Genomic DNA, 25064 nt, shown 5'->3' with positions numbered 1-25064 from the left:
CGTCATCATGGAAACGCAGCTCGTCGAACTGGACCTGACGGACTGGAACGCGGCCACGCCCAACGAGGCGTGGATCGCGGAACTCGAAGCGGGCAAGGTGCTGTACTTTCCGCGCCTGGGCTTCGAGCTTCTGCCCGAAGAGCGCAGCCTGCTCACGCCCAGCCTGCTGTCGCCCGACGTGCGCAACATCAGCCTCGACGCCAATGGCAAGCTCAAGGGAGCAGTCGGCGACAAGGCGGTGCAGCGCATGGCGGCCGCGATGGTGGGGCGCTTTCGGGCGCAGGCCACGCAGCTGATTCATGGGCTGCTGCCGCACTACACGCCGGCCTTGCGGCTGGCGCCCACCAGCTACCGGCCAGCGAAGGTCGAGACGCGGGTGCAGTCGTGGCGTGCTGATGACCGGCGTTTGCACGTCGACTCATTCCCGTCGCGTCCCAACTACGGCGAGCGCATCCTGCGCGTCTTCACCAATGTCAACCCTGAAGGCGCGCCGCGCGTGTGGCGCGTGGGCGAGCCGTTCGAGGACGTTGCCAAGCGCTTCCTGCCGCGTGCCAAGCCTTATGTGCGTTGGCAGGCAAAGCTGCTGCGCGCGTTGCGCGTGACCAAGTCGTTCCGCAGCGAGTACGACCACCTGATGCTGCAGCTGCACGACGGCATGAAGTCGGACATGGCATACCAGGAAAACTCGCCGCAGGAAACCGCCAAATTCCCGCCGGGCTCGGTGTGGGTGTGCTTCTCGGACCAGACCTCGCACGCCGTGATGGCGGGCCAGTACATGCTCGAGCAGACCCTTCATCTGGCCGCTTCCAAGCAATACAATCCCGAATCGAGCCCGCTCGCCATCCTGAGCCGGCTGACCGGACGCACACTCGTCTGATCAATTCCCTCAATCGACCGCCGAACGGCAGCGTTCGGCGGTTTCGCTTTATGGAGAACCAACAACATGGCAACCATCCCCATCACCAAGCGCGGCGCTGAAAAACTGCGCGCCGAACTGCATCAGCTCAAGACGGTAGACCGTCCCTGGGTCATCAATGCGATTTCCGAAGCACGCGCCCAGGGCGACCTGAGCGAAAACGCCGAATACGAAGTCGCCAAGGACCGCCAGGGCTTCATCGAAGGCCGCATCCAGGAAGTCGAAGGCAAGCTGTCGGCCGCGCAGATCATCGACCCGAGCGAGCTCGATGCCGGCGGCAAGGTGGTGTTCGGCTCGACCGTCGAACTCGAGGAAGAGGAAAGCGGCGAAGCCGTGAAGTACCAGATCGTCGGCGAAGACGAAGCCGACCTGAAGCTCGGCCTCATCAACATTTCCAGCCCGATCGCGCGCGCTCTCATCGGCAAGGAAGAGGGCGACACCGCCGAAGTGCAGGCCCCTGGCGGCCTCAAGCGCTACGAGATCGTGGCCGTTCGCTACCTCTGATTCTTCGACCCATGAAAGACCGCATTGCGCTGATGCTGGCCGCCTTCTGGTGGGGCAGCCTCACCACGATCGGTTTCCTGGTGGTGCCGATGCTGTTCGCCAGGCTCGGCAACCCGTCGGTGGCTGGTAATTTCGCGGCGCAGCTGTTCGAGGCGCAAAGCTGGATCGCGATCGGCTGCGGGCTGATCCTGCTGATCCATTTCAGGGCCAAGGCTGACGATCGCATGAGCGGGCCAGCGATGACAGCCATCTTCTTCATCCTGGGAGCGCTGTTGCTGGCGCTGCTGCAGCAGTACGCCGTGGCGCCACGCATCCTGGCGCGCGAGAACCTCAAGCTGTGGCACGCCGTGGGCAGCGGCATGTACCTTGTGCAGTGGGTGTGCGTCGGCGTGCTGCTCTGGCGCATGAGCGCCCGCAAGCCAGACTGAATGGCAGAGGCGGCAGCTGCCGCCTCCGTGCTTACTCTTTCCAGTACTTCGCGACCCAGCGCGCCGGCCGGATGAACCGGAAGGCCCGGTTGCGGCGGCCCGCCAGCGCGTCCGGCGGATTGCACTCGCCATGGAACACCATGATGCGTGCGCCCTCGGGCACGAAAGGCTCTTCCCAGTAGTTGGTCGGCCAAGTCGGGATGCCGTGATACTTGAAGCTCGGGCACCAGGCGTCGGGCCAGTAAGCCAGCTTGCCCTGGTTGTGGAGCACGTCCGACAGGTAGGCCTGCTCGTTGCGGTATTCGGCCTGAACCTTGTCAATGTTGGCGCGGAAATACGCCAGCACGTCGGCGTGGGCGCCCAGCTCGAAGCGGTAGACCGACGAATTGCCCGTGATTCGCTCGCGCCGCCAGGGGCGAGCGTAGTCGTGAATGATCAGGAATTCACCGGGTTGCTCGAAGAAGGCGTCCAGGCTGCCCACCACGACCACGTCGAGGTCGAGGAAGAGGGCGGGACCGCGCAGGCCGTGCAGGTCCTGCTCGAAGGTCGTGAGCTTCTTCCAGGCGCCATCGCGCTGGCCGGGGGCCAGATGCAGGTTGAGCGGCGGAATCGGCAGGCAGGTCACCTCGGGGCGAACGCCGTTGCCATCGTCGGTCAGGCACACGAACTTGAAGTCGCCACTGAGGTTGCGGCGGACCATCGCGTAGAGGCGGTTGACGTATTCGGGGCCGTATTTCGTGCCCCACTTCATGCAGAGAATATGGCGCTGGGCGCCTTGCGCTGCCACCAAGCTCAGTCCGCCTGGTTGCGCTTCTTGGCCGACAGGGGCCGTTTTGCCTTGGCGCGCTTGATGGTGCCGCCAGGGGTCAGGCGCTGGTTGCCGAGCACGCGCAGGGTCTTGATTTCAGGCCGTTGGCCGCCGCGCTTGCTGTACTTGACGATCTTCACGTCGCGCGGGCCGGGCATGCGGTCTTCATCGACCACGCGCTCTTTTTCGGGCTTCGGGCGCCACAGCACCAGCAGCTTGCCGATGTGCTGGATGGGGGCGGCATCGAGCTCGTCGGACAGCTCGCGCAGCATGGCGTCGCGGGCGAGGCGGTCGTCGGAGAAGACGCGGATCTTGATCAGGCCATGGGCCTTGAGTGCCGCGTCGGCTTCTTTTTTTACGGCAGGGGTGAGCCCGTCTCCACCGACCATGACGATCGGATCCAGGTGGTGAGCTTCGGCGCGGTGCACCTTGCGCTCGGCAGGGGTAAGTTGAATGGCGGGCATCCCCGTATTATCGACGCGTACACGAAGACCCTCATGAGCACCAAAGCCAAAAGCAAAAAAGTCAATAAAGCGTGGCTTCACGACCATATCAACGATCCCTACGTGAAGCTCGCCACCAAGGAGGGTTATCGCGCGCGCGCCGCCTACAAGCTCAAGGAAATCGATGAGTCGCTCGGTCTCGTCAAGCCGGGCCAGCTGGTGGTGGACCTCGGCTCCACCCCCGGCGCCTGGAGCCAGTACCTGCGCCGGCGCATGTCGCCCGGCGGCGCCGCAGCTGGCGAGCTGAACGGCACCATCGTTTCGCTCGACATCCTGCCGATGGAGCCCATCGAGGGCGTGACCTTCCTGCAGGGGGATTTCCGCGAAGATGCGCTGCTGCAACAGTTGCTGGGCGTCCTGGCAGGCCGCAAGGCCGACCTGGTGGTGTCGGACATGGCACCCAACCTGTCGGGCATCCATTCAGCCGACGCCGCCCGGGTGGCGCACCTGATCGAGCTTGCCATCGACTTTGCCCAGCACCACCTGAAGCCCGAGGGGGCGCTGGTGGCCAAGCTGTTCCACGGCGGTGGCTACGACGAGCTGGTGAAGCTCTTCAAGGCGAATTTCCGCATCGTGAAGCCCTTCAAACCCAAGGCGTCGCGGGACAAATCGGCCGAGACCTTCCTGGTCGGCATGGGCCTGAAGGCCCCGGATACGCCTTGATACCTTGCCGCCGAGGGTGCGTTTGTGGCGCAAACCCTTGTCAGGCTATGGCTGCATTAGGGAAATGCCCGCTTTTCGCAGCTTGAAAAGCCTAAAATGGGGCGCAATTGCGTACCCACAGCGCGTTTTTTCATTTAACTGTCACGCGCTTTAGCCTGGAGCTTCGTTTGAACAATCAGTGGTTTTCCAAAGTTGCCGTATGGCTCGTCATTGCCATGGTGTTGTTCACTGTGTTCAAGCAGTTCGACACCCGCGGTGGCGTCGGCTCGGGGACAGTCAGCTACTCCGAGTTTCTGGACCAGGTCCGCAACAACCAGGTCAAGAGCGCCGTCATTCCCGAGGGCGCGGCCGGCGGCGAGATCGTCGCAGTCACCAATGACGATCGCAAGATCCGCACGACCGCCACGGTGCTCGACCGCGGCCTCGTGGGCGACCTGATCGACCACAACGTCAAGTTCGACGTCAAGCCGCGCGAAGAGAGCTCGCTGCTCATGACGCTGCTGGTCAGCTGGGGCCCGATGCTGCTGCTGATCGGCGTCTGGATCTACTTCATGCGACAGATGCAGGGCGGCGGCAAGGGCGGGGCGTTCAGCTTCGGCAAGAGCAAGGCCCGCATGATGGACGAGAACAACAACACGGTCACTTTTGCCGACGTCGCGGGCTGCGACGAGGCCAAGGAAGAAGTCCGTGAAGTGGTCGACTTCCTGAAAGACCCGCAGCGCTTCCAGAAGCTCGGCGGCCGCATTCCTCGCGGTTTGCTGCTGGTCGGCCCTCCGGGCACCGGCAAGACGCTGCTGGCCAAGTCGATCGCCGGCGAAGCCAAGGTGCCTTTCTTCTCGATTTCGGGTTCCGACTTCGTTGAAATGTTCGTCGGCGTGGGCGCGGCCCGTGTGCGCGACATGTTCGAGAACGCCAAGAAGAACGCGCCTTGCATCATCTTCATCGACGAAATCGATGCTGTGGGCCGTCAGCGCGGCGCCGGCCTCGGCGGCGGCAATGACGAACGCGAACAAACGCTCAACCAGATGCTGGTCGAGATGGACGGCTTCGAAACCAACCTCGGCGTGATCGTCGTGGCAGCCACCAACCGCCCGGACATCCTGGACGCCGCACTGCTGCGCCCCGGTCGCTTCGACCGTCAGGTGTACGTCACGCTGCCCGACATCCGCGGCCGCGAACAGATTCTCGGCGTGCACATGCGCAAGGTTCCGCTGGGCCAGGACGTGAACCCGAGCGTGATCGCCCGTGGCACGCCTGGCATGTCCGGCGCCGATCTGGCCAATCTCTGCAACGAAGCCGCCCTGATGGCCGCCCGCCGCAATGCGCGCGTCGTCGAGATGCAGGACTTCGAGAAGGCCAAGGACAAGATCTTCATGGGCCCCGAGCGCAAGAGCATGGTCATGCCCGAGGAAGAGCGCCGCAACACGGCCTACCACGAGTCCGGCCACGCCCTCATCGGCAAGCTGCTGCCCAAGTGCGATCCGGTCCACAAGGTCACGATCATTCCGCGTGGCCGCGCCCTCGGCGTGACCATGAGCCTGCCAGCGCAGGACCGCTACAGCTATGACCGTGAGTACATGCTGAACCAGATCAGCATGCTGTTCGGTGGCCGCATTGCCGAAGAAGTGTTCATGCACCAGATGACCACCGGCGCGAGCAATGACTTCGAGCGCGCGACCTCCATCGCTCGCGACATGGTCACGCGCTACGGCATGACCGACGCGCTGGGCCCGATGGTCTACGCCGAGAACGAAGGCGAAGTGTTCCTGGGCCGCTCGGTCACCAAGACGACCAACATGAGCGAGCAGACCATGGAAAAGGTCGACTCCGAAGTGCGCCGCATCATCGACGAGCAGTACGCCCTGGCGCGCCGCCTGATCGAAGAGAACAGCGACAAGATGCACGCCATGGCCAAGGCGCTGCTCGAGTGGGAAACCATCGACAGCGAACAGCTCGACGACATCATGGCCGGCCGTGCGCCGCGCCCGCCCAAGGACTGGACGCCGCGCATCCCGCCTTCGGGCAGTGGTGGCAGCGGCGGTACGCCGGCAGTCAACCCTGACCCGGCGCCCACTGCGGCCTGAGGTGGACTTGGCATCAAGCAACAACGGGGCCTCTGGCCCCGTTTTCCATGGGGCGCCATCCGGCGGGGTGTGGCAGACCTCGCGCTTTCGCATCGACCTCGCGCAGCCGCGCGTGATGGGCATCGTCAACGTCACGCCCGATTCGTTCTCCGACGGTGGTGCCCACGCTTCTACCCAGGCGGCGCTGCAGCACTGCGAGCAGTTGCTGAAAGAGGGCGCCGACATCCTCGACATCGGCGGCGAATCGACCCGCCCCGGCAGCCCCGCGATACCGCTCGACGCCGAGCTGGCGCGCGTTCTGCCCGTGGTACGCGAGGCGGTGAAGCTCAACGTGCCGATCTCCATCGACACCTACAAGCCGGAGGTGATGCGCGCGGTGCTCGACCTGGGCGCGGACATCGTCAACGACATCTGGGCGCTGCGCCAACCGGGCGCGCGCGAGGCCGTTGCGGCACACCCTTTGTGCGGCGTCTGCCTGATGCATATGCACCGCGACCCGCAGACCATGCAGGCCGTGCCCATGGCGGGCGATGTGATCCCCGAGGTGCTGTCTTTCCTCACGACGCAGGTGCAACTTCTGCACGCGCTGGGGGTCGACCATTCGCGCATCACACTCGACCCCGGCGTGGGCTTTGGCAAGACGGTGGCGCAGAATTTCGCCTTGCTGGCGCGGCAGCGTGAACTGCTCGCCGGCGGCTACCCGCTGCTGCTGGGCTGGTCGCGCAAGTCGTCGATCGGCGCGGTCACCGGCATCGAGGCGGCGGGCGAGCGCATCGTGCCCAGCGTCGCTGCTGCCGTGCTGGCGGTGGACCGGGGGGCGGCCGTGGTGCGCGTGCATGACGTGCGCGATACGGTTGCCGCGCTCGCGGTATGGCGCGCCATGAAGGCGCAAGAGTCACAACAACAAACACAAGAGCAGACATCAACACCATGACTCGCAAATATTTCGGCACAGACGGCATTCGCGGCACGGTCGGCCAGGCGCCCATCACGCCAGATTTCGTGTTGCGCCTCGCGCACGCCGTGGGCCGCGTGCTCAAGAAGACCCAGTCACGCCCTACGGTGCTGATCGGCAAGGACACGCGCATCTCGGGCTACATGCTCGAATCGGCGCTGGAGTCGGGCTTCAACTCGGCGGGTGTCGACGTGGTGTTGCTCGGCCCGTTGCCCACGCCCGGCGTGGCCTACCTCACGCGCGCCCAGCGCGCGAGCCTCGGCGTGGTGATCAGCGCGAGCCACAACGCCTACCCCGACAACGGCATCAAGTTCTTCAGCGCGCAGGGTACCAAGCTCGACGACGCCTGGGAACTGGCCGTCGAAGCCGTACTGGAAGAAGCGCCGGTGTGGGTGGACTCCGCCAATCTCGGCAAGGCGCGCCGCCTCAACGACGCGCCGGGCCGCTACATCGAGTTCTGCAAGAGCACCTTCGCCAACGACCTGACGCTGCGCGACATGAAGCTGGTGATCGACGCGGCGCACGGCGCGGCCTACCAGGTGGCGCCCAACGTGTTCCACGAGTTGGGCGCGGAAGTGACCAGCATCGGCGTTTCGCCCGACGGGCTCAACATCAACAAGGGCTTCGGCGCCACGCATCCCGAGGCCCTGGTGGCCGCGGTGACGACGCAGCGGGCGGACTACGGCATTGCCCTCGATGGCGACGCCGACCGCCTGCAGCTGGTCGATGCCAGCGGGCGGCTGTTCAACGGCGACGAACTGCTCTACCTCATGGTGGCCGAGCGTATTGCGCGCGGCGAAAAGCCGGTGGGCGTGGTTGGCACACTCATGACCAACAAGGCCGTCGAAGTCGCGTTGCGCGGGCACGGCATCGAGTTCGTGCGCGCCAAGGTCGGTGACCGCTACGTGCTCGAAGAGCTCGACAAGCGCGGTTGGCTGCTGGGTGGCGAGGGCTCCGGCCATCTGCTGGCACTCGACCGCCACACCACTGGCGACGGCATCGTGAGTGCACTGCAGGTGCTGCAGGCCTGCGTGCGCAGCGGCAAGACCGTGGCGCAGTTGCTCGAAGGCGTCACGCTGTTCCCGCAGACGCTGATCAACGTGCGCCTCGCGCCCGACCAGGACTGGAAAGACAACAAGGAACTCGCAAGCGAAACGAAGCGCATCGAGGCCGAACTCGGCGACAGCGGCCGCGTGCTGATCCGTGCGAGCGGCACCGAGCCGCTGGTGCGTGTGATGGTCGAGGCGCGCGATGCGAAGCAGTCCGAGTCGTGCGCCAAGCGCCTCGCCGCCACGCTGGAGCCAGCGAAATGAGCATCGAAACCTTCGTGGTGGACTACCGCGACGCCGCGCAGGCTGCCGCTCTGGTGGATCTTCTCAACGCCTATGCCAGCGACCCGGCCGGCGGCGGCACGCCACTCGATGCCGATGTGCGCAAAAACCTGCCCGCGGCACTGGCGGCGCGTCCCCAGGCCTTCAGCGTGCTGGCTTACGACGGTGGGCAGCCCGTAGGCCTGATCAACTGCATCGAGGGCTTCTCGACCTTCGCCTGCAAGCCGCTGGTGAACGTGCACGATGTGGTCGTGCTGCCCAGCCACCGTGGGCGGCGCGTGGCGCAGAAGATGTTTGCGCAGGTGGAGCAGGAGGCGCACAGGCGCGGTGCCTGCAAACTCACGCTTGAAGTGCTCTCGGGCAACGCGCCCGCGCTGCGCGCCTACGAGCGCGAAGGGTTCATGGGCTACCAGCTCGATCCAGCGTTCGGGAGCGCTGTCTTCCTTCAGAAGAAGCTCTGAAAAGAAAAAGGGCCGGGGCGAATCGATCGCCGTCGGCCCTCATCCCAGCCCTCTCCCCAGGGGGGACAGGGGGCAAGACACAGATCAGAAGCGCGTCACCGGCATTTCAGCGTCGGCCTTGTTCGGCGCGTACTTACCCAGTTCCCACTTGGCGATCGCGTTGCGGTGCACTTCGTCCGGACCATCCGCAAAGCGCAGCGTGCGCGCGCCGGCATAGGCTGCTGCCAGCGGGAAGTCGTCACACATGCCGCCGCCACCGTGGACCTGCATGGCCCAGTCGATCACCTGGCAGGCCATCGACGGTGCGACGACCTTGATCATGGCGATCTCGTTCTTGGCGACCTTGTTGCCGGCCACGTCCATCAGCCATGCGGCCTTGAGCGTGAGCAGGCGGGCCATGTCGATCTTGCAGCGGGCTTCGGCGATGCGTTCCTGCGTCACGGTCTGCGAGGCCACGGTCTTGCCGAAGGCCACGCGCGACGAGGCGCGCTTGCACATCAGTTCGAGCGCGCGCTCGGCCAGGCCGATCAGGCGCATGCAGTGATGGATGCGTCCCGGGCCAAGGCGGCCTTGCGCAATTTCGAAGCCGCGGCCTTCGCCGAGCAGCATGTTGCCGGCCGGCACGCGCACGTTCTCGAAGTACATCTCGACGTGGCCGTGCGGCGCGTCGTCGTAGCCCATCACGTTGAGCGGGCGCACGATGCGGATGCCCTTGGCGTCGGCCGGCACCACGATCATGCTTTGCTGCGAATGGCGAGGCGCGTCGGGGTCGCTCTTGCCCATGGTGATGAAGACCGCGCAGCGCGGATCGGCCGCGCCGGAAATCCACCACTTGTGGCCGTTGATGACGTACTCGTCGCCCTGGCGTTCGATGCGCGTGGAGATGTTGGTGGCGTCGCTCGATGCCACTTCGGGCTCGGTCATCGCGAAGGCCGAGCGGATCTGGCCTTCGAGCAGCGGCTTGAGCCAGCGTGCCTTGATCTCGTCCGAGCCGTAGCGTGCGATGGTCTCCATGTTGCCGGTGTCGGGCGCCGAGCAGTTGAAGGCTTCGCTCGCCCACGGCACCGCGCCCATGATTTCGGCCAGCGGGGCGTATTCCTGGTTGGTCAGGCCCGCGCCTTCATAGCCCGAGGCGGCGGCGCTGTCGACCGGCAGGAACAGGTTCCACAGGCCCTGGGCCTTGGCTTTGTCCTTGAGCTTCTCGACCGTCTTGAGGGCCGACCAGCGCTTGCCGGCGACCGTGTTGGCAGCCAGTTCGGCGTGGTACTCGGCTTCGGCCGGATAGATGTGGTCGTCCATGAACGCCTTGACGCGTTTCTGCAGGTCTTTGGTCTTGGCCGAGTATTCGAAATCCATCTTCGTCTCCTGGTGGGTGTGGGGCGGCTTATGCCTTTTGGGCAAACTGCCAGGCCATTTCGGCCATGGGGCGTGCGCCGCGGGCCGAGGCCGCGGCTTGTTCGCTCGACGCGGTGCCGGCCTCGACCCGCTTGGCAATGCCTTGCAGGATCGCGGCCATGCGGAACAGGTTGTAGGCCTGGTAGAAGTTCCAGTCGGGCGCCAGTGCTTCGGGCGTGCTGATGCGGGTGCGTTCGCAATAGCGGCGGATGTATTCGCTCTCGGTGGGAATGCCCAGCGAGACGAGGTCTACACCACCGATGCCGCGCCCGGTGCTGGGCGGCATGTGCCAGGACATGCAGTGGTAGCTGAAGTCGGCCAGCGGATGGCCCAGCGTGGAGAGTTCCCAGTCGAGCACCGCGATGATGCGCGGCTCGGTGGCGTGGAACATCACGTTGTCGAGGCGGTAGTCGCCGTGGACGATCGACACCTTGCTTTCGTCGCGTGCGCTCGCCGGCATGTGGGCGGGCAGCCAGTCGATCAGCCGCTCCATGGCCTCGATGGGCTGCGAGAGCTCGCCGGCACCATCGGCCGAGGCCTTGTACTGCTTGCTCCAGCGGCCGATCTGGCGCTCGAAGTAGTTGCCGGGCTTGCCGTAGTCGGCCAGGCCGCGGGCGGCGAAGTCGACCGTGTGCAGCGCCGCGATCACGCGGTTCATCTCGTCGTAGTAAGCCGCGCGCTCGGCGTTGCTGAAGCCGGGCAGCGACTGGTCCCACAACACGCGGCCCTGCATGAACTCCATGACGTAGAAGGCGCGGCCGATGATGGCTTCGTCTTCGCATAGGCAATGCATGCGTGGCACCGGCACGTCGGTGCCGGCCAGGCCGCTCATGACCTTGAATTCGCGCTCTACCGCATGGGCCGAGGGCAGCAGCTTGGCGACCGGGCCGGGCTTGGCGCGCATCACGTAGCTTTGCGAGGGCGTGACGAGCTTGTAGGTCGGGTTCGACTGGCCGCCCTTGAACATCTCGACCGTCAGTGGGCCCTTGAAACCGTCGAGGTTCTTTTCGAGCCAGGCCGCGAGCGCATCGACATCGAAAGCGTGCTGTTGCGAGACGGCACGGGTGCCGATGAAGTTGGAGAAGTCCTGGCTCATGTCGGTGGGTCTTGTCTGTCTGTCCGTGTTCTAGTTCTCAGCTTCCGAGACGCGCATCAGCGCCGCGCGGTCCAGAACCACAAGGCCGCCCGGCTCGATCCGGATGGTGCCCTCGCGCTCCATGGTCTTCAGTTCCTGGTTGACCCGCTGGCGCGACGCGCCCAGCAGCTGCGCCAGTTCTTCCTGCGCCAGTTGCAGGCCGATGCGCATCTGGCTGCCGTCTTCCAGGTTCGGCACGCCATAGCTGCGCACGAGGTGAATGAGTTGCTTGGCCAGCCTTGCCCGCAGGGGCAGGGTGTTGAGGTCTTCCACCAGCCCGAACAGCGTGCGGATGCGGCGCGCCTGCAGCCGCATCAGCGCTTCGTACAGCTCCACATGCGAGGCAAGGATCTTCTGGAAGTCGGCCCGCGCCACGCACAGGATGGTGCTGTCGCCATGCGAGTAGGTGTCGTGCGTGCGCCGATCCCCGTCGAACATCGCCACGTCGCCGAACCAGATGCCCGGCTCCACGTAGGTCAGCGTCACCTGCTTGCCCGAGACGGCCGTCGAGCTGACGCGCACCGCGCCCTTGGCGCAGGCAATCCAGTGGTCGGGCGGGTCGCCGCGGGCAGCGATCAGGTCGCCGTCCTTGTAGCGTTTGACAAAGGCGCATCGGAGGATGTCGTGCCGTAGCGATGGAGATAGAGAAGAAAACCAGCGACCACTGTTGATCGCTTCACGTTCTTCGATGGTAAGAATGGGGTCGTCCATTGGTCTGTCCTCTCGGCGACTGAAAAGCTGGGGGGTGTCACGGGAGCGACGCCATTTGGCGTTACTCGTACTGCGGCGGCTTCTTCTCGAGGAACGCGGCGATGCCGATGCCCGCGTTCGCATGGTGCAGGTTGCGCACGAAATGGTCGCGCTCCTGCGAGAGCTGCGAAGCCAGCGTGGCGCCCCGTGCCTCGCTGAGCAGTTCCTTGATGCTGGCCAGCGAATTCGGTGCGCGCGCGTTGAGCCGGGTGGCCAGGGCCAACGCGCCCGCGAGCGCCTGGCCGTTTTCGGTGAGTTCGTTGACGAGGCCCAGCGCATGCAGGCGCGGTGCGCCGATGCGCTCGCCGTTCATCAGCCATTCGCTCGCCAGCTGGCGCGGCAGCTGCTGCCCCAGGTGCCAGCTCAGGCCGCCGTCGGGCGACAGCGCCACGTTGCTGTACGAGGCCGCGAACACCGCGTCGCGCGCCGCAACCACGAAGTCGCAGGCCAGCGCGAGCGAGAAGCCGGCGCCGGCCGCCGCGCCTTCGACAGCCGCGATGATCGGCTTGGGAAAGGTGCGGATCGAATCGATCCAGTTGTGCAGGCCCTCGATGCTCTCGGCCTGCACCGAGCGGTCGAGCTGCCTGTTGGCCAGCAGCCGCTGCAGCGAGCCGCCGGCGCAGAACCATGAGCCTTCGCCCACGATGACGACGCTGCGGATCTCGGCGCTGTTCTCGGCGCCGTTAAGCGCCTCGATGCCAGCGGCGTAGATCTCGGGGCCCAGTGCGTTGCGCTGGGTGGGGTTGGCGATCGTCAGCACCATGGTGCTGCCTTCGCTTGTGCTTTTGAGTTCGGCGGTCATGGCTTGTTTTTATTCTTCTTCGTGCAGCAGGCTCAGGCCCAGCGCGCCGCGGCGGCGCAGCCACGGGCTCGGGCGATAGCGCGGGTCGCCGTAGACCGTCTGCAGGTTGAACAGCACTTCGAGCATGTTGGTCGGGCCGTAGAGGTTGCCCATGGCGAGCGGGCCGCGCGGATAGCCGAGACCCAGCTGCACCGCGGTTTCGAGGTCGGCCGGCGTGCACACGCGCTGCTGGCACATGTCGGTGGCGATGTTGACGATGGTGCCGATCACGCGCTGCGTGACGAAGCCGCCGCTGTCGCGGATCACGCTCACGGCCTTGCCGTCGCGGGCGAAGAGGGCGTGCGCGGCGTCGCGGATGTCGCGGCGCGTGGCGGGGTTGGTGGCGAGTACGCGGCGCTTGGTGGCGGCGTCGTCGATCAGCATGTCGATGCCGATGGTGCGCGTGGCGTCCAGGCGCTCGACCGCGGCGACCGTGGTCACGTCGAAGCCCAGCGGCGCAACCAGGATCAGCGAATGCGGCGCGGCCGTGGCGCCGCTGTCGATCTGCGCGCCCAGCGTGTTCACGAGGCGCAGCAGCTCGGCGCGACGTGCTGCGCGCGGCGAGACCCAGACGGAGGGCGTGCCCTCGACCACTGGCGGCGGCGCCTCGGGCGTCTGCTGCATCACGCCGTCGTTGTAGCGGTAGAAGCCCTCGTTGGTCTTGCGGCCCAGGGCGCCGGCTGCCAGGCGCTGCGCGGTGATCACGCTCGGGCGGAAGCGCGGCTCCTCGAAGTACTGGTGGTAGATCGACTCCATCACCGGGTGCGACACGTCGAGCGCCGTCAGGTCCAACAGCTCGAACGGGCCGAGGCGAAAGCCGGCCTGGTCCTTGAGGATGCGGTCGACCGTCACGAAGTCGGTCACGCCTTCGCCGACGATGCGCAGCGCCTCGGTGCCGTAGCCGCGGCCCGCGTGGTTGACGATGAAGCCGGGCGTGTCTTGTGCCTGTACGGCGCTGTGGCCCATCTGCACCGCATAGTCGGCCAGTTGCTTGCAGACCTCGGGCGCGGTCTTGAAGCCCGCGACCACCTCGACCACCTTCATCAGCGGCACGGGGTTGAAGAAGTGGAAGCCCGCGATGCGCTCGGGGCGCTTGAGCCCGGCCGCGATCGCCGTCACCGAGAGCGAAGAAGTGTTGGTGACCAGCGTGGCGGTCTCGGCCACCACGCCTTCGAGCTCGCGGAACAGCTTGCGCTTGATTTCCAGATCTTCGACCACGGCTTCGATCACAAGATCGCAGCCGGCCAGCGCCTGGATGGAATCGACGGCCTTGACGCGGGCGATCTGGGCATCGCGCGTGGCGGCGTCGATCTTGTTCTTCTCGTGCAGCTTGTTCCATTGGGCGACGAGGGCTTCGCGGCCGCGTTCGGCGGCGCCCGCGAAGCTGTCGAGCAGCAGCACTTCGCTGCCCGCCTGGGCGGCAATCTGCGCGATGCCGCGACCCATGGCGCCGGCGCCGATGACGCCGATTCGGGAGTAGTTCACTGTCATTTGCTGGAGATTTTCACTGGTTGGGTGGTATCCGGGCCTGCCGTGCAGGCGCCAAAGTAGGTGTCGAAGCAGGTGCCGAGCAGATGCTGCTGTCGAAGGCTTCGATTTTGCAGTCCCGCGCGGATGGGGCGTGACGGGTTTTACGCGGAGGCGTTTTCAGGCCGTGCGGCGGCTGCGGTCGATGGCCACGCTCAGCGCAATGGCGATCAGCACCAGGCCCAGGCCGGCCCAGCTCATCCAGGCGCCCGCATCGTTGGCGAGCAGCCAGCCGCCGAGCGCAGCGCCCACGGCCTGGCCGGTATAGATGCCGGAACTGTTGAGCGCCACCGAGCCCGGCGCGAGTGCGGGCGCCAGGCCCACCAGCCGGGCCTGTTGGGCCGAATTGGTGGCGAAGCAACCCAGACCCCAGGGAACGAGCACAACGGCCAGCCAGGCGAGCGTGGAGGCCAGCGGCCACACGAGCAGGCTCGAAGCGATCAGCACGGTCGTGATCAGCACCATGCGGCCGGCGCCCACGCGGTCGATGTACCGGCTGACCACCATGTTGCCGACCAGCCCGCAAACGCCGAACAGCGCCCACATCACGCTCAGTGTGGTGGCGTCGGCACCGAAGCTCTGCTTGAGGATCGGACCGAAATAGCTGAACAGCACGAACTGGCCGGCGCCCTGCAGCGCCGTGACCGACACGATGCCCATCAGCACCGGGCTGCGCAACACGCGCAACCATGCTTCGGCGGTCAACGCGGCAGGGCGGATGCCGCCCGGCAAGGTGAGCCAGATCGATGTCGCGCTCGCGACACTGAGTGCCGCGATTGCCATGAAAGCCATGCGCCAGCCCAGATGCCCGCCGATCAGCGCGCCGATGGGCAGGCCCAGCACCGATGCCATCGACCAGCCGAGGAAGACGAAGGTGACGGCGCGTCCGCGATGCTCGGGCGGCACCAGCATGCCGGCGCAGGCCGCAGCCTGGGGCGTGAAGATGGCCGGCGCGATCACCGTGAGCATGCGCACCGGCAGCAGGGCGCCGAAGCTCGGCATCAGCGCGCAGAGGACGTGGCCGGCGGCGTACCAGAGCAGGGTGATGGCCAGCAGTTGCCGGCGGTCCCAGCCCGCCACTGCGGCGGCCAGCAGCGGAGCGCCGATGCACATCACCGCCGCGGCGGCCGTGATCAGTTGCCCCGCGGTGGCGACCGTGACCGAGAGCGATGTGCTGATTTCATTGAGCGTGCCGGGCACCACCATCACGCCCGTGCCAATCACGAAATTGCCAACGAGCAGCGCCCAGAGCGCACCCTGTGGCGCCGGCCGGCTCACCGGCGGACCTGCAGCGCGCCGGGATTCACGATGTTCGTGGGGTTGCCGTTGATGTAGCTCACGACGTTGTCGAAGGCCTGCCCGAAATAGCTTTCGTAGCTTTCCTGCTCGACGTAGCCGATGTGCGGCGTGCAGATGCAGTTCTCGAGGCGCAGCAGCGCATGGCCTTGCAGCGGCGGCTCGCTCTCGAACACGTCGATGGCTGCCAGCCCGGGGCGGCCGCGGTTGAGTGCGGCGAGCAGGGCGTCGGCTTCGACCAGTTCGGCGCGCGAGGTGTTAACGAACAACGCAGTCGGCTTCATGCGCGAGAGGTCTTCCAGCGTGATGAGACCGTTGGTTTCTTCGTTGAGCCGCAGATGCACCGACAGCACGTCTGCAGCGGCGAAGAACTCGTGACGGTTCTGCGCGACCTGGAAGCCGTCGGAGCGGGCCTTGGCGCAGCTGGCTTCACGGCCCCAGATCACGACCTGCATTCCGAAGGCCTGCCCATAGCGCGCGACCAACTGGCCGATGCGGCCATAGCCCCAGATGCACAGCGTCTTGCCCTTGAGCACCGAGCCGAGCCCGAAGTTGGGCGGCATCGAGGCCGACTTGAGGCCTGACTGTTGCCATGCACCGTGCTTGAGGTTGCTGATGTACTGGGGCAGCCGGCGCATGGCAGCCATGATGAGCGCCCAAGTGAGCTCCGCAGGCGCCTGCGGAGAGCCCGAGCCTTCCGCCACCGCCACGCCGCGCTCGGTGCAGGCCGCGACGTCGATGTGCCCGGCGACGCGCCCGGTCTGCGAGATGAGCTTGAGCTTGGGCAGCTTCTCGATCAGCTGGCGCGAGATATGGGTGCGCTCGCGGATCAGCACGATCACGTCGGCATCCTTGAGGCGGACCGACAGTTGCCCGATGCCCTTCACCGTGTTGGTGTAGACCTTGGCCGCGTACGCGTCCAGCTTGGCGGCGCAGCGCAATTTGCGCACGGCGTCCTGGTAATCGTCGAGGATCACAATGTTCATGGCGTGCCATTGTGCCTCGCAGCATTGGAATGTCGTGCCCGTGAACGTTTGGATACCCGCCCCCACAGCCGCTCGCAGGGGTGTTCGGGCTCAATGCAGGCGTGTTGAACGCGGGGGCGTGGCCATGGTTTCGGCGGTTTCGAGCGCTGCCAGCCGGTCGAGTTCGGCGCAGACGTCGGCCATGCGACCAGAGATCACGACGCGGTTGCTGTGCTGCTGGCCCTTGCCGTCGACCACGCGGACCACGCGCAACGGACGCGCTGGGGCTGTGGGCGTTGCAGTGCCGCTGGAGCGGGCGGTGCAGGCAGGGCGCACTGCTACATAGCGCAATCCGGCCGAGGTTTCGGCTGCGTCGAGGCGATCCCTGCGGTGAGGGCGGCGCGCCGGCATCAGGCGGCTGGCCAGCGATTGCAGCGGCATCCAGAAATCAGCGATGGCGAGGAGGGCGATTCCCATGTGAACTCCAAAAAAGTATGAGGTTGAACACAGGCAGGATTTCTTGAATCGGCCGCGACAGGGTGATGGCGACTCTTCGCCATACGCCCGCCACCTGTCGCTGCCGGATGGGGTGCTGCGGAAAGCAGGCCGCGAGGCCTACATCAGCATGGTGTTGCGGATGAGGCCAACCGCGAGGCCTTCGATTTCGAAAGGCTCGCCCGGCTGGACGATGATGGTCGGGTAGTCGGGGTTTTCGGCGTGCAGTTCGATGACCTGCTTGTTGCGCTTCAGGCGCTTGACGGTCACTTCGTCACCCAGGCGCGCAACCACGATCTGGCCGTTGCGCGCTTCCTTGGTGGCCTGCACCGCGAGCAGGTCGCCGTCCATGATGCCGGCGTCGCGCATCGACATGCCGCGCACCTTGAGCAAATAGTCGGGTTGGCGCTGAAACAGCGTGTTCTCGACGTAGTAGGTCTGGTCGACGTGTTCTTGCGCCAGGATGGGGGAGCCGGCTGCGACGCGGCCAATGAGCGGCAGCGCCAGCTGGGCCATGCCGGGCAGCGAGAGCGAGAACTGGCCACCTTCGCGATGACGCGTTTCGTTGAGAGAGCGCAGGGCGTCGCCCTTGAGGCGGATGCCGCGGGAGGTGCCGCTGACGAGTTCGATGACGCCCTTGCGTGCCAGCGCCTGCAGGTGCTCTTCGGCGGCGTTGGCCGACTTGAACCCGAGCTCATTGGCGATTTCGGCGCGCGTGGGTGGCGCACCAGTGCGTGCGATGGCGCTCTGGATGAGATCCAGGATCTGCTGCTGGCGGGCTGTAAGCTTCACGGCGAACTGCATATGTGGTTCCTTGCGGCACTGGCTAGATATCCAGTACCTGTATTTTTAACCAGTTTTTAAAAGTTGACAAGCCATGGTCAATTCCTCTTCGCCTGAAGTGCGCCGTCGTGTGGTGGTTTTGGGAACGGGCGGCACCATTGCCGGCCGGGCAGCCAGCAGCGGCGACAACATCGGCTACACCGCCGGGCAGGTGGGCGTGGCCGATCTGTTGGGCGGGATCGAGGCGCCCCAGGGTGTATCGCTGGAAGCAGAGCAGGTGGCGCAGGTCGACAGCAAGGACATGTCGTTCGACATCTGGCAGCAGCTGGCCCGGCGCTGTGCGCATTGGCTGGCCCAGGCCGACGTGGCGGGCGTGGTGATCACGCATGGCACCGACACGCTCGAAGAGACGGCGTTCTTCCTGCACTCTGTGCTGGCTCCGTCCAAGCCCGTGGTGCTCACCTGTGCGATGCGCCCGGCCACCGCGCTGGCGCCCGACGGACCGCAGAACGTGCGCGACGCCGTCAGCGTCGCCGCGACGGAAGGCGCACGGGGCGTGACCGTGGTGTGCGCCGGCGCTATCCACAGTGGCGTCGATATCCAGAAGGTGCACACCTATCGGCTCGATGCCTTTGCTTCAGGCGATGCGGGGCCGGTCGGCTACGTCGAAGAAGGAGAGGTGCGCCGTGTCCGGGAGTGGCCCGAGGGATCGGCGTCGCAGGCGTCGAAGCTCTTCGAGGCGACCTCCGTGCAGTGGCCCCGCGTCGAGATCGTCGTGAGCCATGCCGGCGTCAGCGGAGCTGTGATCGAAGCCCTGCTGCAGCACGGCGCTGCCGGGCCCGTGCGCGGGCTGGTGCTCGCCGCCACCGGCAACGGCACCCTGCACCATGCGTTGGAAGCGTCAGCGCTCAAGGCGCAGGACGCGGGCGTTGCGGTGGTTCGAGCCACGCGTTGCGCGAACGGACGCATCCTGCCGAAGGCCGGGGACCAGCTCCGTGATGCGGGCGCGCTGACACCCGCGAAGGCGCGCATCGCGCTGATGCTGGAACTACTGGGGTGAAAACAAAACCGCCCCGTTGAAGGGGCGGTTTCGGGAATCAGATCGGGATCAGCTGCTCAGTGCAGCCAGCGCACGCTGCGTGATCTCGTCGACCGTGCCCACACCCTTGATGGCGCGGTACTTCGGCGCGGCGGCTGGGTCGGTCTTGGCCCAGGCGGAGTAGTAGTCGACCAGTGGCCGCGTCTGCTGGCTGTACACGTCGAGCCGCTTGCGCACGGTTTCTTCCTTGTCGTCTTCGCGCTGGATCAGGTCTTCACCAGTGACGTCGTCCTTACCTTCCACCTTGGGCGGATTGAACTTGACGTGGTAGGTGCGGCCCGAGGCCGGGTGCGAGCGGCGGCCGCTCATGCGTTCGATGATGTCGCTGAAGGGCACGTCGATTTCGAGCACGTAGTCGAGCTTGACGCCGGCCGCCTTCATAGCGTCGGCCTGGGGGATGGTGCGCGGGAAACCGTCGAACAGGAAGCCGGCTGCGCAATCGGGCTGCGCAATACGTTCCTTGACGAGATTGATGATCAGGTCGTCGCTGACCAGGGCGCCTGCGTCCATGACGGCCTTGGCTTGCAGCCCGAGCGGCGTGCCGGCCTTGACAGCAGCGCGCAGCATGTCGCCGGTCGAAATCTGGGGAATGCTGTATTTTTGGCAGATGAAGGCCGCTTGCGTGCCTTTGCCCGCCCCGGGCGCGCCCAGCAAAATTAGTCTCATGGTGTCCTCGGACGGTTCTTAGATTTTGTGTCGCGCCGAGCGTCGGCCCGAGGGCTGGGCAAGGCGGAGTTGCGTCGAGGATAGCACGCGTGCCCTCGAAGAATTTCCACCGCCCGCGCAGGCATGGGAGCGCCTCAGGCGGGAGGCGCGGCGGCGAAGACGGCGCGCACGCGCGCCAGGTCTTCGGGCGTGTCGATGCCCGGTCCGGGTGCAACATGGCTCACGTACACCGCGATGCGATGGCCGTGCCACAGCGCGCGCAGCTGTTCGAGTGCCTCGGTCGCCTCGACGGGAGCCGGTGGCAGCGAGGGAAACTGTCGCACGAAGCCCGCGCGATAGCCGTAGATGCCGATGTGACGCAGCGGGGCAGGGGTAGGCAGCACCGCAGGCGCCGCGCCATTGGCGGAGCCGTCACGCCACCAAGGGATTGGTGCGCGGCTGAAGTACATGGCGTTGCCTTGCGCGTCCAGCACGGCCTTCACTACGTTGGGGTTCATGAAGTCGTCGACAGAGTCGATTTCGTGGGCGGCCGTGCTCATCGCGGCTTCTGCATGGGTGGCCAGCGTGGATGCCACGGCGTCGATCAGCGCGGGGTCGATCAGCGGCTCGTCGCCTTGAACGTTGACGACGATGTCGTCGCCGTCAAGGCCCAGCAGTTCGCATGCCTCGGCCAGCCGGTCGGTGCCGCTGGGATGGTCTTGACGAGTGAGGATGGCCTCGACACCGTGCGCCTGGCATGCCGCAATGATCGACGGGTCGTCGCCAGCGACCACCACGCGCGCCGCGCCGGATTCGCTGGCGCGCTGCGCCACGCGCACCACCATGGGCACGCCGGCGATGTCGGCCAGGGGTTTGTTGGGAAGCCGTGTCGACGCCAGGCGCGCCGGCACCAGAACGGTGAAGCTCACAGCCCGAGCTCTTCGTCGGAGAGCGTGCGTGCTTCGTTTTCGAGCAGCACCGGAATGCCGTCGCGCACGGGATAGGCGAGGCGCGCGCTGCGCGAGCAGAGCTCCTGCTTCTCGGGGTTCCAGGTCAGCGGCCCTTTGGTGACGGGGCAGACGAGCAGTTCAAGCAGCTTGATATCCATCGAGCGATGATAGCTTTGCGTCGAGCGCGGCGAAGAATTCCGCGGAGGGCGCGAACTCCAGCGGCACGGCCAGCGCATCGGGCACCTTGCGCCACAGTTTGACGGCGTCTTTTTCGGTGCAGACGAGGGTGCTCGCCGTGTCTGCGGGGCGCTGCCAATCCTCGAAATCGAAGTGATCGGGCAGTGTGATGGTGTTGGCGAGCTTCAGGCCGCGCGCGCGCAGCATGTCGAAGAAGGCCTCGGGCCGTGCGATGGCCGCCAGTGCTGTCACGGGCTGGCCGGCAAGGGCGGCCAATGGCACGCGCTTCCCGTCACTGCCCACCGCATCGTGCGCGAGAGCCCGGGTGGCCGTATGGCCCCCGGCAAAGGCCGGCCGTGCCCCGCTGTGCAGCACCAGATCGCAGCGGCGTGGCCAGGCTTCGCGCAACGGACCTGCGGGCAGTTGCCAGCCATTGCCGATGCCCCGGTCGTCGAACACGCAGATCTCGATGTCGCGCGCAAGCGCCAAGTGTTGCAGACCATCGTCGCTCACGATGACCTGCGTGGCCGGATGCCGCTCGAGCAAGGCGCGCGCGGCATCGATGCGCTGGCGTGCAACGAACACCGGCGCCTTCGTGGCATGGTGAATCAGCGCGGGTTCGTCTCCCACATCTTGCGGATCACTGTCGCCGAGCACTTCGCGGCAGTCATCGGTGCGGCGGCCGTAGCCGCGCGACACCACGCCGACCCGAAATCCCCGCTCTTGCAGATGTCGCACAACGGCCATCACGACTGGAGTCTTGCCGGCCCCGCCTGCAATCACATTGCCAACCACGATCACCGGGACGCGCACACGCTCGGTCCGCAGCCATCCCGCGCGATAGAGCCACCCACGCGCGGCGAAAAGCGCAGCGTAGATGAGCGACAGCGGCCACAGCAGGCAAGCCAGAGGGCCGCGGCTCAACCAGGCGTTCTGCAGCCGCGAGGCCGACGGCGAACCCGTGCTGCCGCTGCTGCCGTCGGAAGGCACTCAGTGCCCGGCTTGCGCCGTCGACTGTGCGGCGAAGGTGATCTGCATCAGGCCGGCGCGGCGCGCGGCCTCCATCACCGTCACCACCGCCTGGTGCGGGCTGGTCGCGTCGGCGCTGATGATCACCACGCTGTCCTTGCCGCCGGTGGCCGCTGCGGCGAGGGCGGCCGTCACGGTCTCCACGCTGCGGTCGGCCACCGGGTTCTTGTTGATCGAGTAGCGGCCGTCGGCCGACACCGCCACGATCACTTCCTTCGGGTAGTCGCGCTGCGCATCGACGTCCGCCGTTGGCAGCCGCAGCTGCATCTCGGTGAACTTGCTGTAGGTGGTCGACAGCATCAGGAAGATCAGGATCACCAGCAGCACGTCGATGAACGGGATCAGGTTGATCTCCGGCTCGTCGCGCGCGCCGTGGCGGAACTGCATGCGGGCGCGGGTCATTTGCGCAGGGCGTTCAGGTGGCGGGCAAAACGCTCGCCTGAGAGTTCGAGATTCAGCAGGTATTCGTCGACCCGGCTGCGGAAATAGCGCCAGAAGATCAGCGTCGGAATGGCGACGATCAGGCCGAAGGCCGTGTTGTAGAGCGCGATCGAGATGCCGTGCGCCAGTTGCGCAGGGTTGCCCGAGCCGACAGCGCCGCTGCCCGGCGACTGCGAGCCGAAGATCTCGATCATGCCGATCACCGTGCCCAGCAGCCCCAGCAGCGGGGCTGCCGACGCGATGGTAGCCAAGGCAGGCAGGTAGCGCTCGAGCTTGTGCGCCACGGTGCGGCCGGAGGCCTCCATGGCGGCGCGCAGGTCGTCTTCGGTGCAGCGCGGATTGGCGTTCAACGCTCGCAGGCCTGCGGCCAGCACCTGGCCGAGCATCGAGTTGCGTTCAAGTTTGGTCACGATGTCCGGGCCGGGAATGGCGCCGTGCGACACGGTGATGGTTTCGTCGAGCAGCTTCGGCGGCAGTACCCTCACGGTCTTGAGACTCGTGAAACGTTCTATAACCAGCGCGAGCGCAATGACTGAACAAGCGAGCAAGGGCCAGATTGGCCAACCCGCGGCAACTATGATGGAAAACAAGAAAATCCTCCGGCCCGTAGACTGCAAATGCGCGGCGATTATCCACTGAGCCCACCATCGGCACGCGCCTTGTTTTTGTGTCGGCAAGGACGCACAGATTCTGTGGATAACTTTGTGATTAACCTGCTGCGCAACTCATCCGGACCCGCATGGGGCGGCCTTTCCGCTAGATCGACTGAATTTTGAGCAGCACTTTTTTCAATGAAATCAATGGCTTGCACGAGAAACCGTGCGCCTGCCCCGCACCGGGGTCTGATGACGAGGGGCGTGCGGCCCGTTGTGGAAGAGTGGCATTTGGCCGAGCGTGCATTTTGTGAACTTGCGTGAATCGAATTCCGCGCCCGGGCCGCGTGTCTGGGCAGTGGGCGCGCTGTGCCATGCGGTGGCCGACGCGCTCGATGCGCGCTTCAATCCGGTGACCGTGCGCGGCGAGATCTCGGGTTTTTCGCGCGCGTCAAGTGGACATTGTTACTTCGCGCTCAAGGACGAGTCCGGCCAGCTGCGCTGCGCGATGTTCCGGCGGGCAGCCGGTTTGCTCGACTTTTCGCCTCGCGATGGCGATCAGGTCGAGGTGCGCGGGCGTCTTGCGGTGTACGAGCCACGCGGCGATCTTCAACTGGTTGTAGAGAGTTTGCGGCGAGCCGGGCAGGGCGCCTTGTTCGAGCAGTTCATGCAACGCAAGGCACGCCTGGAAGCCGAAGGACTCTTCGATCCGGCGCGCAAGCGGGCGCTACCGGCCATGCCGCGCGCGGTCGGCGTCGTCACGTCGCTGGGCGCGGCGGCCTTGCACGACGTTGTGACGGCGCTACGAAGACGCGTTCCACACATTCCGGTCGTACTTGCACCCGCGGCAGTGCAAGGAGCCAATGCGCCGGCCGAACTGATGCGGGCGCTGCAATCGCTCTATGACTTTGCACCCGCCGTCGATGTGATCCTGCTGGTGCGTGGCGGTGGCTCCATCGAAGACCTCTGGGCCTTCAACGATGAGACCCTGGCGCGCACCATCGTGCAGAGCCCGGTGCCGCTGATCAGTGGTGTGGGGCACGAAACCGACTTCACCATCGCCGACTTCTGCGCCGATCTGCGCGCGCCCACGCCAACCGCCGCGGCAGAATTGGTGAGTGCGCCGCGCGACATGTGGCTCGGTGCGCTCGATCTGCTCGACGAGCGTCTCGGCGATGCGCTGGGCGGGCGCCTTGATGCCCTTGGACAGCGCGTCGACCAGGCGGCGGGGCGCCTCGGTCGACCCTCGAGCCTTGTGACGCGCCAGCAACTGCGCCTGGCGCACCATGTGCAGCGCCTTCGGTATGCGGTGCTGTCGAGGCGGGAGCGCCTGTCGCAGGTGCCCCGGTCGATCGCTGCGGACTTTCCCCTGAAGCTGGGGCGTGCACTGGTGCAGCGTCGTGAGCGCCTGGAACGCGTGGCGTTGCGCATGCGGCTGCTCGATCCGGCACTGGTCTTGCAGCGTGGCTATGCGTGGCTGACCGATACAGAAGGTCATGCGATCGTCAGCGCAACGCAACTGGCGCCGGGCGACGCCGTCAAGGCGCGGCTCGCCGATGGCGAAGTCGACCTGACCGTCACGCCGGGCGACGCGACGGGAACGCGTCCGACGCTACCTCAATAATTACTTCCTAGAATCCCTGATTCCCACAACCAACCCACGAGAAAAAACCATGGAACATGTGCTCCCACCCCTGCCGTACGCCCTCGACGCGCTGGCACCCGAGTATTCGAAGGAAACCCTCGAGTACCACTACGGCAAGCACCACAACGCCTACGTGGTGAACCTCAACAACCTGCAAAAGGGCACTGAGTTCGAGTCGCTCACGCTCGAAGAGATCGTCAAGAAGTCCAGCGGCGGCATCTACAACAACGCCGCGCAAATCTGGAACCACACCTTCTTCTGGAACTGCATGAAGCCCCAGGGCGGCGGCGCTCCCACTGGCGCGCTGGCCAAGGCCATCGAAGCCAAGTGGGGCAGCTACGACGCCTTCAAGGAAGCCTTCGTGAAGTCGGCCGTGGGCAACTTCGGCTCGGGCTGGACCTGGCTGGTGAAGAAGGCCGACGGCTCCGTGGATATCGTGAACACCGGCGCCGCCGGCACGCCGCTGACCACTGCAGACAGCGCGCTGCTGACGGTAGACGTCTGGGAACACGCCTACTACATCGACTACCGCAACCTGCGCCCGAAGTTCGTCGAGACCTTCCTGGCCAAGCTGGTGAACTGGGACTTTGTCGCCAAGAACTTCGGCTGAGCCCGGGTTTCCCCATCAAAAAAGCCGACTCAAGG

28 protein-coding genes are annotated in these 25064 nt (G+C 65.9%); 11 read left to right on the top strand and 17 right to left on the bottom strand.

Features of this window, described 5'->3' with window-relative positions:
* Positions 1-7: 7 nt before the first annotated feature.
* From ACSFCA_RS01240 to ACSFCA_RS01230, 3 genes are all read left to right on the top strand, one after another.
* Positions 8-877, top strand: a complete 870-nt coding sequence (locus tag ACSFCA_RS01240; protein ID WP_435458353.1) for a Kdo hydroxylase KdoO — start codon at positions 8-10, stop codon at positions 875-877.
* A 66-nt stretch (positions 878-943) separates the two neighbouring features.
* Entirely contained in the window at positions 944-1420 is a 477-nt protein-coding gene (gene greA, locus ACSFCA_RS01235) for a transcription elongation factor GreA (RefSeq protein WP_056581276.1), read from the top strand.
* 11 nt (positions 1421-1431) lie between these two features.
* The gene (locus ACSFCA_RS01230; protein ID WP_435458352.1) at positions 1432-1848 is read left to right on the top strand and encodes a DUF4149 domain-containing protein; all 417 of its coding nucleotides are present in this window, start codon (positions 1432-1434) and stop codon (positions 1846-1848) included.
* A gap of 31 nt (positions 1849-1879) precedes the next feature.
* Here ACSFCA_RS01230 and ACSFCA_RS01225 read toward each other — a convergent pair whose 3' ends face one another.
* A complete protein-coding gene (locus ACSFCA_RS01225; protein WP_435458351.1) occupies positions 1880-2638 on the bottom strand; it encodes a glycosyltransferase in 759 nt (252 codons plus the stop codon).
* 2 nt (positions 2639-2640) lie between these two features.
* Entirely contained in the window at positions 2641-3120 is a 480-nt protein-coding gene (locus tag ACSFCA_RS01220) for a YhbY family RNA-binding protein (RefSeq protein ID WP_093056559.1), read from the bottom strand.
* 33 nt (positions 3121-3153) lie between these two features.
* On the opposite strand from ACSFCA_RS01220, the gene ACSFCA_RS01215 reads away from it, so the two are divergent.
* The 5 genes from ACSFCA_RS01215 (at position 3154) to ACSFCA_RS01195 (ending at position 8653) form a co-directional block, all read left to right on the top strand.
* A complete protein-coding gene (locus ACSFCA_RS01215) occupies positions 3154-3822 on the top strand; it encodes an RlmE family RNA methyltransferase (RefSeq protein ID WP_258354499.1) in 669 nt (222 codons plus the stop codon).
* A 167-nt stretch (positions 3823-3989) separates the two neighbouring features.
* Complete coding sequence (gene ftsH / locus ACSFCA_RS01210) at positions 3990-5906, top strand: ATP-dependent zinc metalloprotease FtsH (protein ID WP_093056561.1); 1917 nt, start codon at positions 3990-3992, stop codon at positions 5904-5906.
* A gap of 115 nt (positions 5907-6021) precedes the next feature.
* Complete coding sequence (gene folP, locus ACSFCA_RS01205; RefSeq protein ID WP_435458656.1) at positions 6022-6840, top strand: dihydropteroate synthase; 819 nt, start codon at positions 6022-6024, stop codon at positions 6838-6840.
* Entirely contained in the window at positions 6837-8174 is a 1338-nt protein-coding gene (glmM, locus tag ACSFCA_RS01200; RefSeq protein WP_435458350.1) for a phosphoglucosamine mutase, read from the top strand. Before folP ends, glmM begins: the two co-directional genes overlap by 4 nt.
* A complete protein-coding gene (locus ACSFCA_RS01195; RefSeq protein WP_435458349.1) occupies positions 8171-8653 on the top strand; it encodes a GNAT family N-acetyltransferase in 483 nt (160 codons plus the stop codon). Before glmM ends, ACSFCA_RS01195 begins: the two co-directional genes overlap by 4 nt.
* Before the next feature lie 84 nt (positions 8654-8737).
* Here the strand turns inward: ACSFCA_RS01195 and ACSFCA_RS01190 are convergent, their stop codons facing one another.
* From ACSFCA_RS01190 to lexA, 9 genes are all read right to left on the bottom strand, one after another.
* Complete coding sequence (locus ACSFCA_RS01190; RefSeq protein WP_093175711.1) at positions 8738-10009, bottom strand: acyl-CoA dehydrogenase family protein; 1272 nt, start codon at positions 10007-10009, stop codon at positions 8738-8740.
* A gap of 28 nt (positions 10010-10037) precedes the next feature.
* Positions 10038-11144 carry a phosphotransferase gene (locus ACSFCA_RS01185; RefSeq protein WP_258354502.1) on the bottom strand — a complete coding sequence of 369 codons (1107 nt, stop codon included), beginning with the start codon at positions 11142-11144 and terminating at the stop codon, positions 10038-10040.
* A 30-nt stretch (positions 11145-11174) separates the two neighbouring features.
* Positions 11175-11894, bottom strand: coding sequence for a Crp/Fnr family transcriptional regulator (locus ACSFCA_RS01180; RefSeq protein ID WP_237680243.1), 720 nt, complete (start codon positions 11892-11894; stop codon positions 11175-11177).
* A 61-nt stretch (positions 11895-11955) separates the two neighbouring features.
* Complete coding sequence (locus tag ACSFCA_RS01175) at positions 11956-12735, bottom strand: oxepin-CoA hydrolase, alternative type (protein WP_258354503.1); 780 nt, start codon at positions 12733-12735, stop codon at positions 11956-11958.
* Positions 12736-12744: 9 nt separating this feature from the next.
* Positions 12745-14265: a 3-hydroxyacyl-CoA dehydrogenase gene (locus ACSFCA_RS01170; protein ID WP_258354504.1), complete on the bottom strand. Its 1521-nt coding sequence runs from the start codon at positions 14263-14265 to the stop codon at positions 12745-12747.
* Positions 14266-14421: 156 nt separating this feature from the next.
* Positions 14422-15579, bottom strand: a complete 1158-nt coding sequence (locus ACSFCA_RS01165) for an MFS transporter (RefSeq protein ID WP_435458348.1) — start codon at positions 15577-15579, stop codon at positions 14422-14424.
* Positions 15576-16583 (bottom strand): D-2-hydroxyacid dehydrogenase family protein, encoded by a 1008-nt coding sequence (locus ACSFCA_RS01160; RefSeq protein WP_093056570.1) that lies wholly within the window; start codon positions 16581-16583, stop codon positions 15576-15578. The genes ACSFCA_RS01165 and ACSFCA_RS01160 overlap by 4 nt, the downstream gene beginning before the upstream one ends.
* Before the next feature lie 90 nt (positions 16584-16673).
* On the bottom strand, positions 16674-17039 hold the full coding sequence (locus ACSFCA_RS01155) for a hypothetical protein (RefSeq protein ID WP_435458347.1): 366 nt from the start codon (positions 17037-17039) through the stop codon (positions 16674-16676).
* A gap of 138 nt (positions 17040-17177) precedes the next feature.
* Positions 17178-17861, bottom strand: coding sequence for a transcriptional repressor LexA (gene lexA / locus ACSFCA_RS01150; protein ID WP_013541704.1), 684 nt, complete (start codon positions 17859-17861; stop codon positions 17178-17180).
* Between the two features lie 73 nt (positions 17862-17934).
* On the opposite strand from lexA, the gene ACSFCA_RS01145 reads away from it, so the two are divergent.
* Positions 17935-18900 carry an asparaginase gene (locus tag ACSFCA_RS01145; protein WP_435458346.1) on the top strand — a complete coding sequence of 322 codons (966 nt, stop codon included), beginning with the start codon at positions 17935-17937 and terminating at the stop codon, positions 18898-18900.
* A gap of 48 nt (positions 18901-18948) precedes the next feature.
* Here ACSFCA_RS01145 and adk read toward each other — a convergent pair whose 3' ends face one another.
* The 6 genes from adk to ACSFCA_RS01115 all read right to left on the bottom strand — a co-directional run bounded on the left by adk (position 18949) and on the right by ACSFCA_RS01115 (position 22771).
* On the bottom strand, positions 18949-19605 hold the full coding sequence (gene adk / locus ACSFCA_RS01140) for an adenylate kinase (protein WP_435458345.1): 657 nt from the start codon (positions 19603-19605) through the stop codon (positions 18949-18951).
* Positions 19606-19739: 134 nt separating this feature from the next.
* Positions 19740-20513, bottom strand: a complete 774-nt coding sequence (kdsB, locus tag ACSFCA_RS01135) for a 3-deoxy-manno-octulosonate cytidylyltransferase (protein WP_435458344.1) — start codon at positions 20511-20513, stop codon at positions 19740-19742.
* Positions 20510-20692 (bottom strand): Trm112 family protein, encoded by a 183-nt coding sequence (locus tag ACSFCA_RS01130; protein WP_093056575.1) that lies wholly within the window; start codon positions 20690-20692, stop codon positions 20510-20512. The genes kdsB and ACSFCA_RS01130 overlap by 4 nt, the downstream gene beginning before the upstream one ends.
* Positions 20673-21701 carry a tetraacyldisaccharide 4'-kinase gene (lpxK, locus tag ACSFCA_RS01125; protein WP_435458343.1) on the bottom strand — a complete coding sequence of 343 codons (1029 nt, stop codon included), beginning with the start codon at positions 21699-21701 and terminating at the stop codon, positions 20673-20675. The genes ACSFCA_RS01130 and lpxK overlap by 20 nt, the downstream gene beginning before the upstream one ends.
* A complete protein-coding gene (locus ACSFCA_RS01120) occupies positions 21702-22127 on the bottom strand; it encodes an ExbD/TolR family protein (RefSeq protein ID WP_373423637.1) in 426 nt (141 codons plus the stop codon).
* An 11-nt stretch (positions 22128-22138) separates the two neighbouring features.
* Positions 22139-22771, bottom strand: coding sequence for a MotA/TolQ/ExbB proton channel family protein (locus tag ACSFCA_RS01115; RefSeq protein WP_042674017.1), 633 nt, complete (start codon positions 22769-22771; stop codon positions 22139-22141).
* Between the two features lie 313 nt (positions 22772-23084).
* Between ACSFCA_RS01115 and xseA the strand changes: the two genes are divergently transcribed.
* Together xseA and ACSFCA_RS01105 are read left to right on the top strand one after the other, a co-directional pair.
* Positions 23085-24398 carry an exodeoxyribonuclease VII large subunit gene (gene xseA / locus ACSFCA_RS01110; protein WP_435458655.1) on the top strand — a complete coding sequence of 438 codons (1314 nt, stop codon included), beginning with the start codon at positions 23085-23087 and terminating at the stop codon, positions 24396-24398.
* A 49-nt stretch (positions 24399-24447) separates the two neighbouring features.
* Positions 24448-25029, top strand: coding sequence for a superoxide dismutase (locus ACSFCA_RS01105; RefSeq protein WP_435458342.1), 582 nt, complete (start codon positions 24448-24450; stop codon positions 25027-25029).
* Positions 25030-25064 lie beyond the last annotated feature (35 nt).

The sequence above is a fragment of the Variovorax multivorans genome (assembly GCF_051216835.1).
Lineage (GTDB): Bacteria > Pseudomonadota > Gammaproteobacteria > Burkholderiales > Burkholderiaceae_C > Variovorax.
This window is presented reverse-complemented; position numbering and strand designations above follow the sequence as displayed.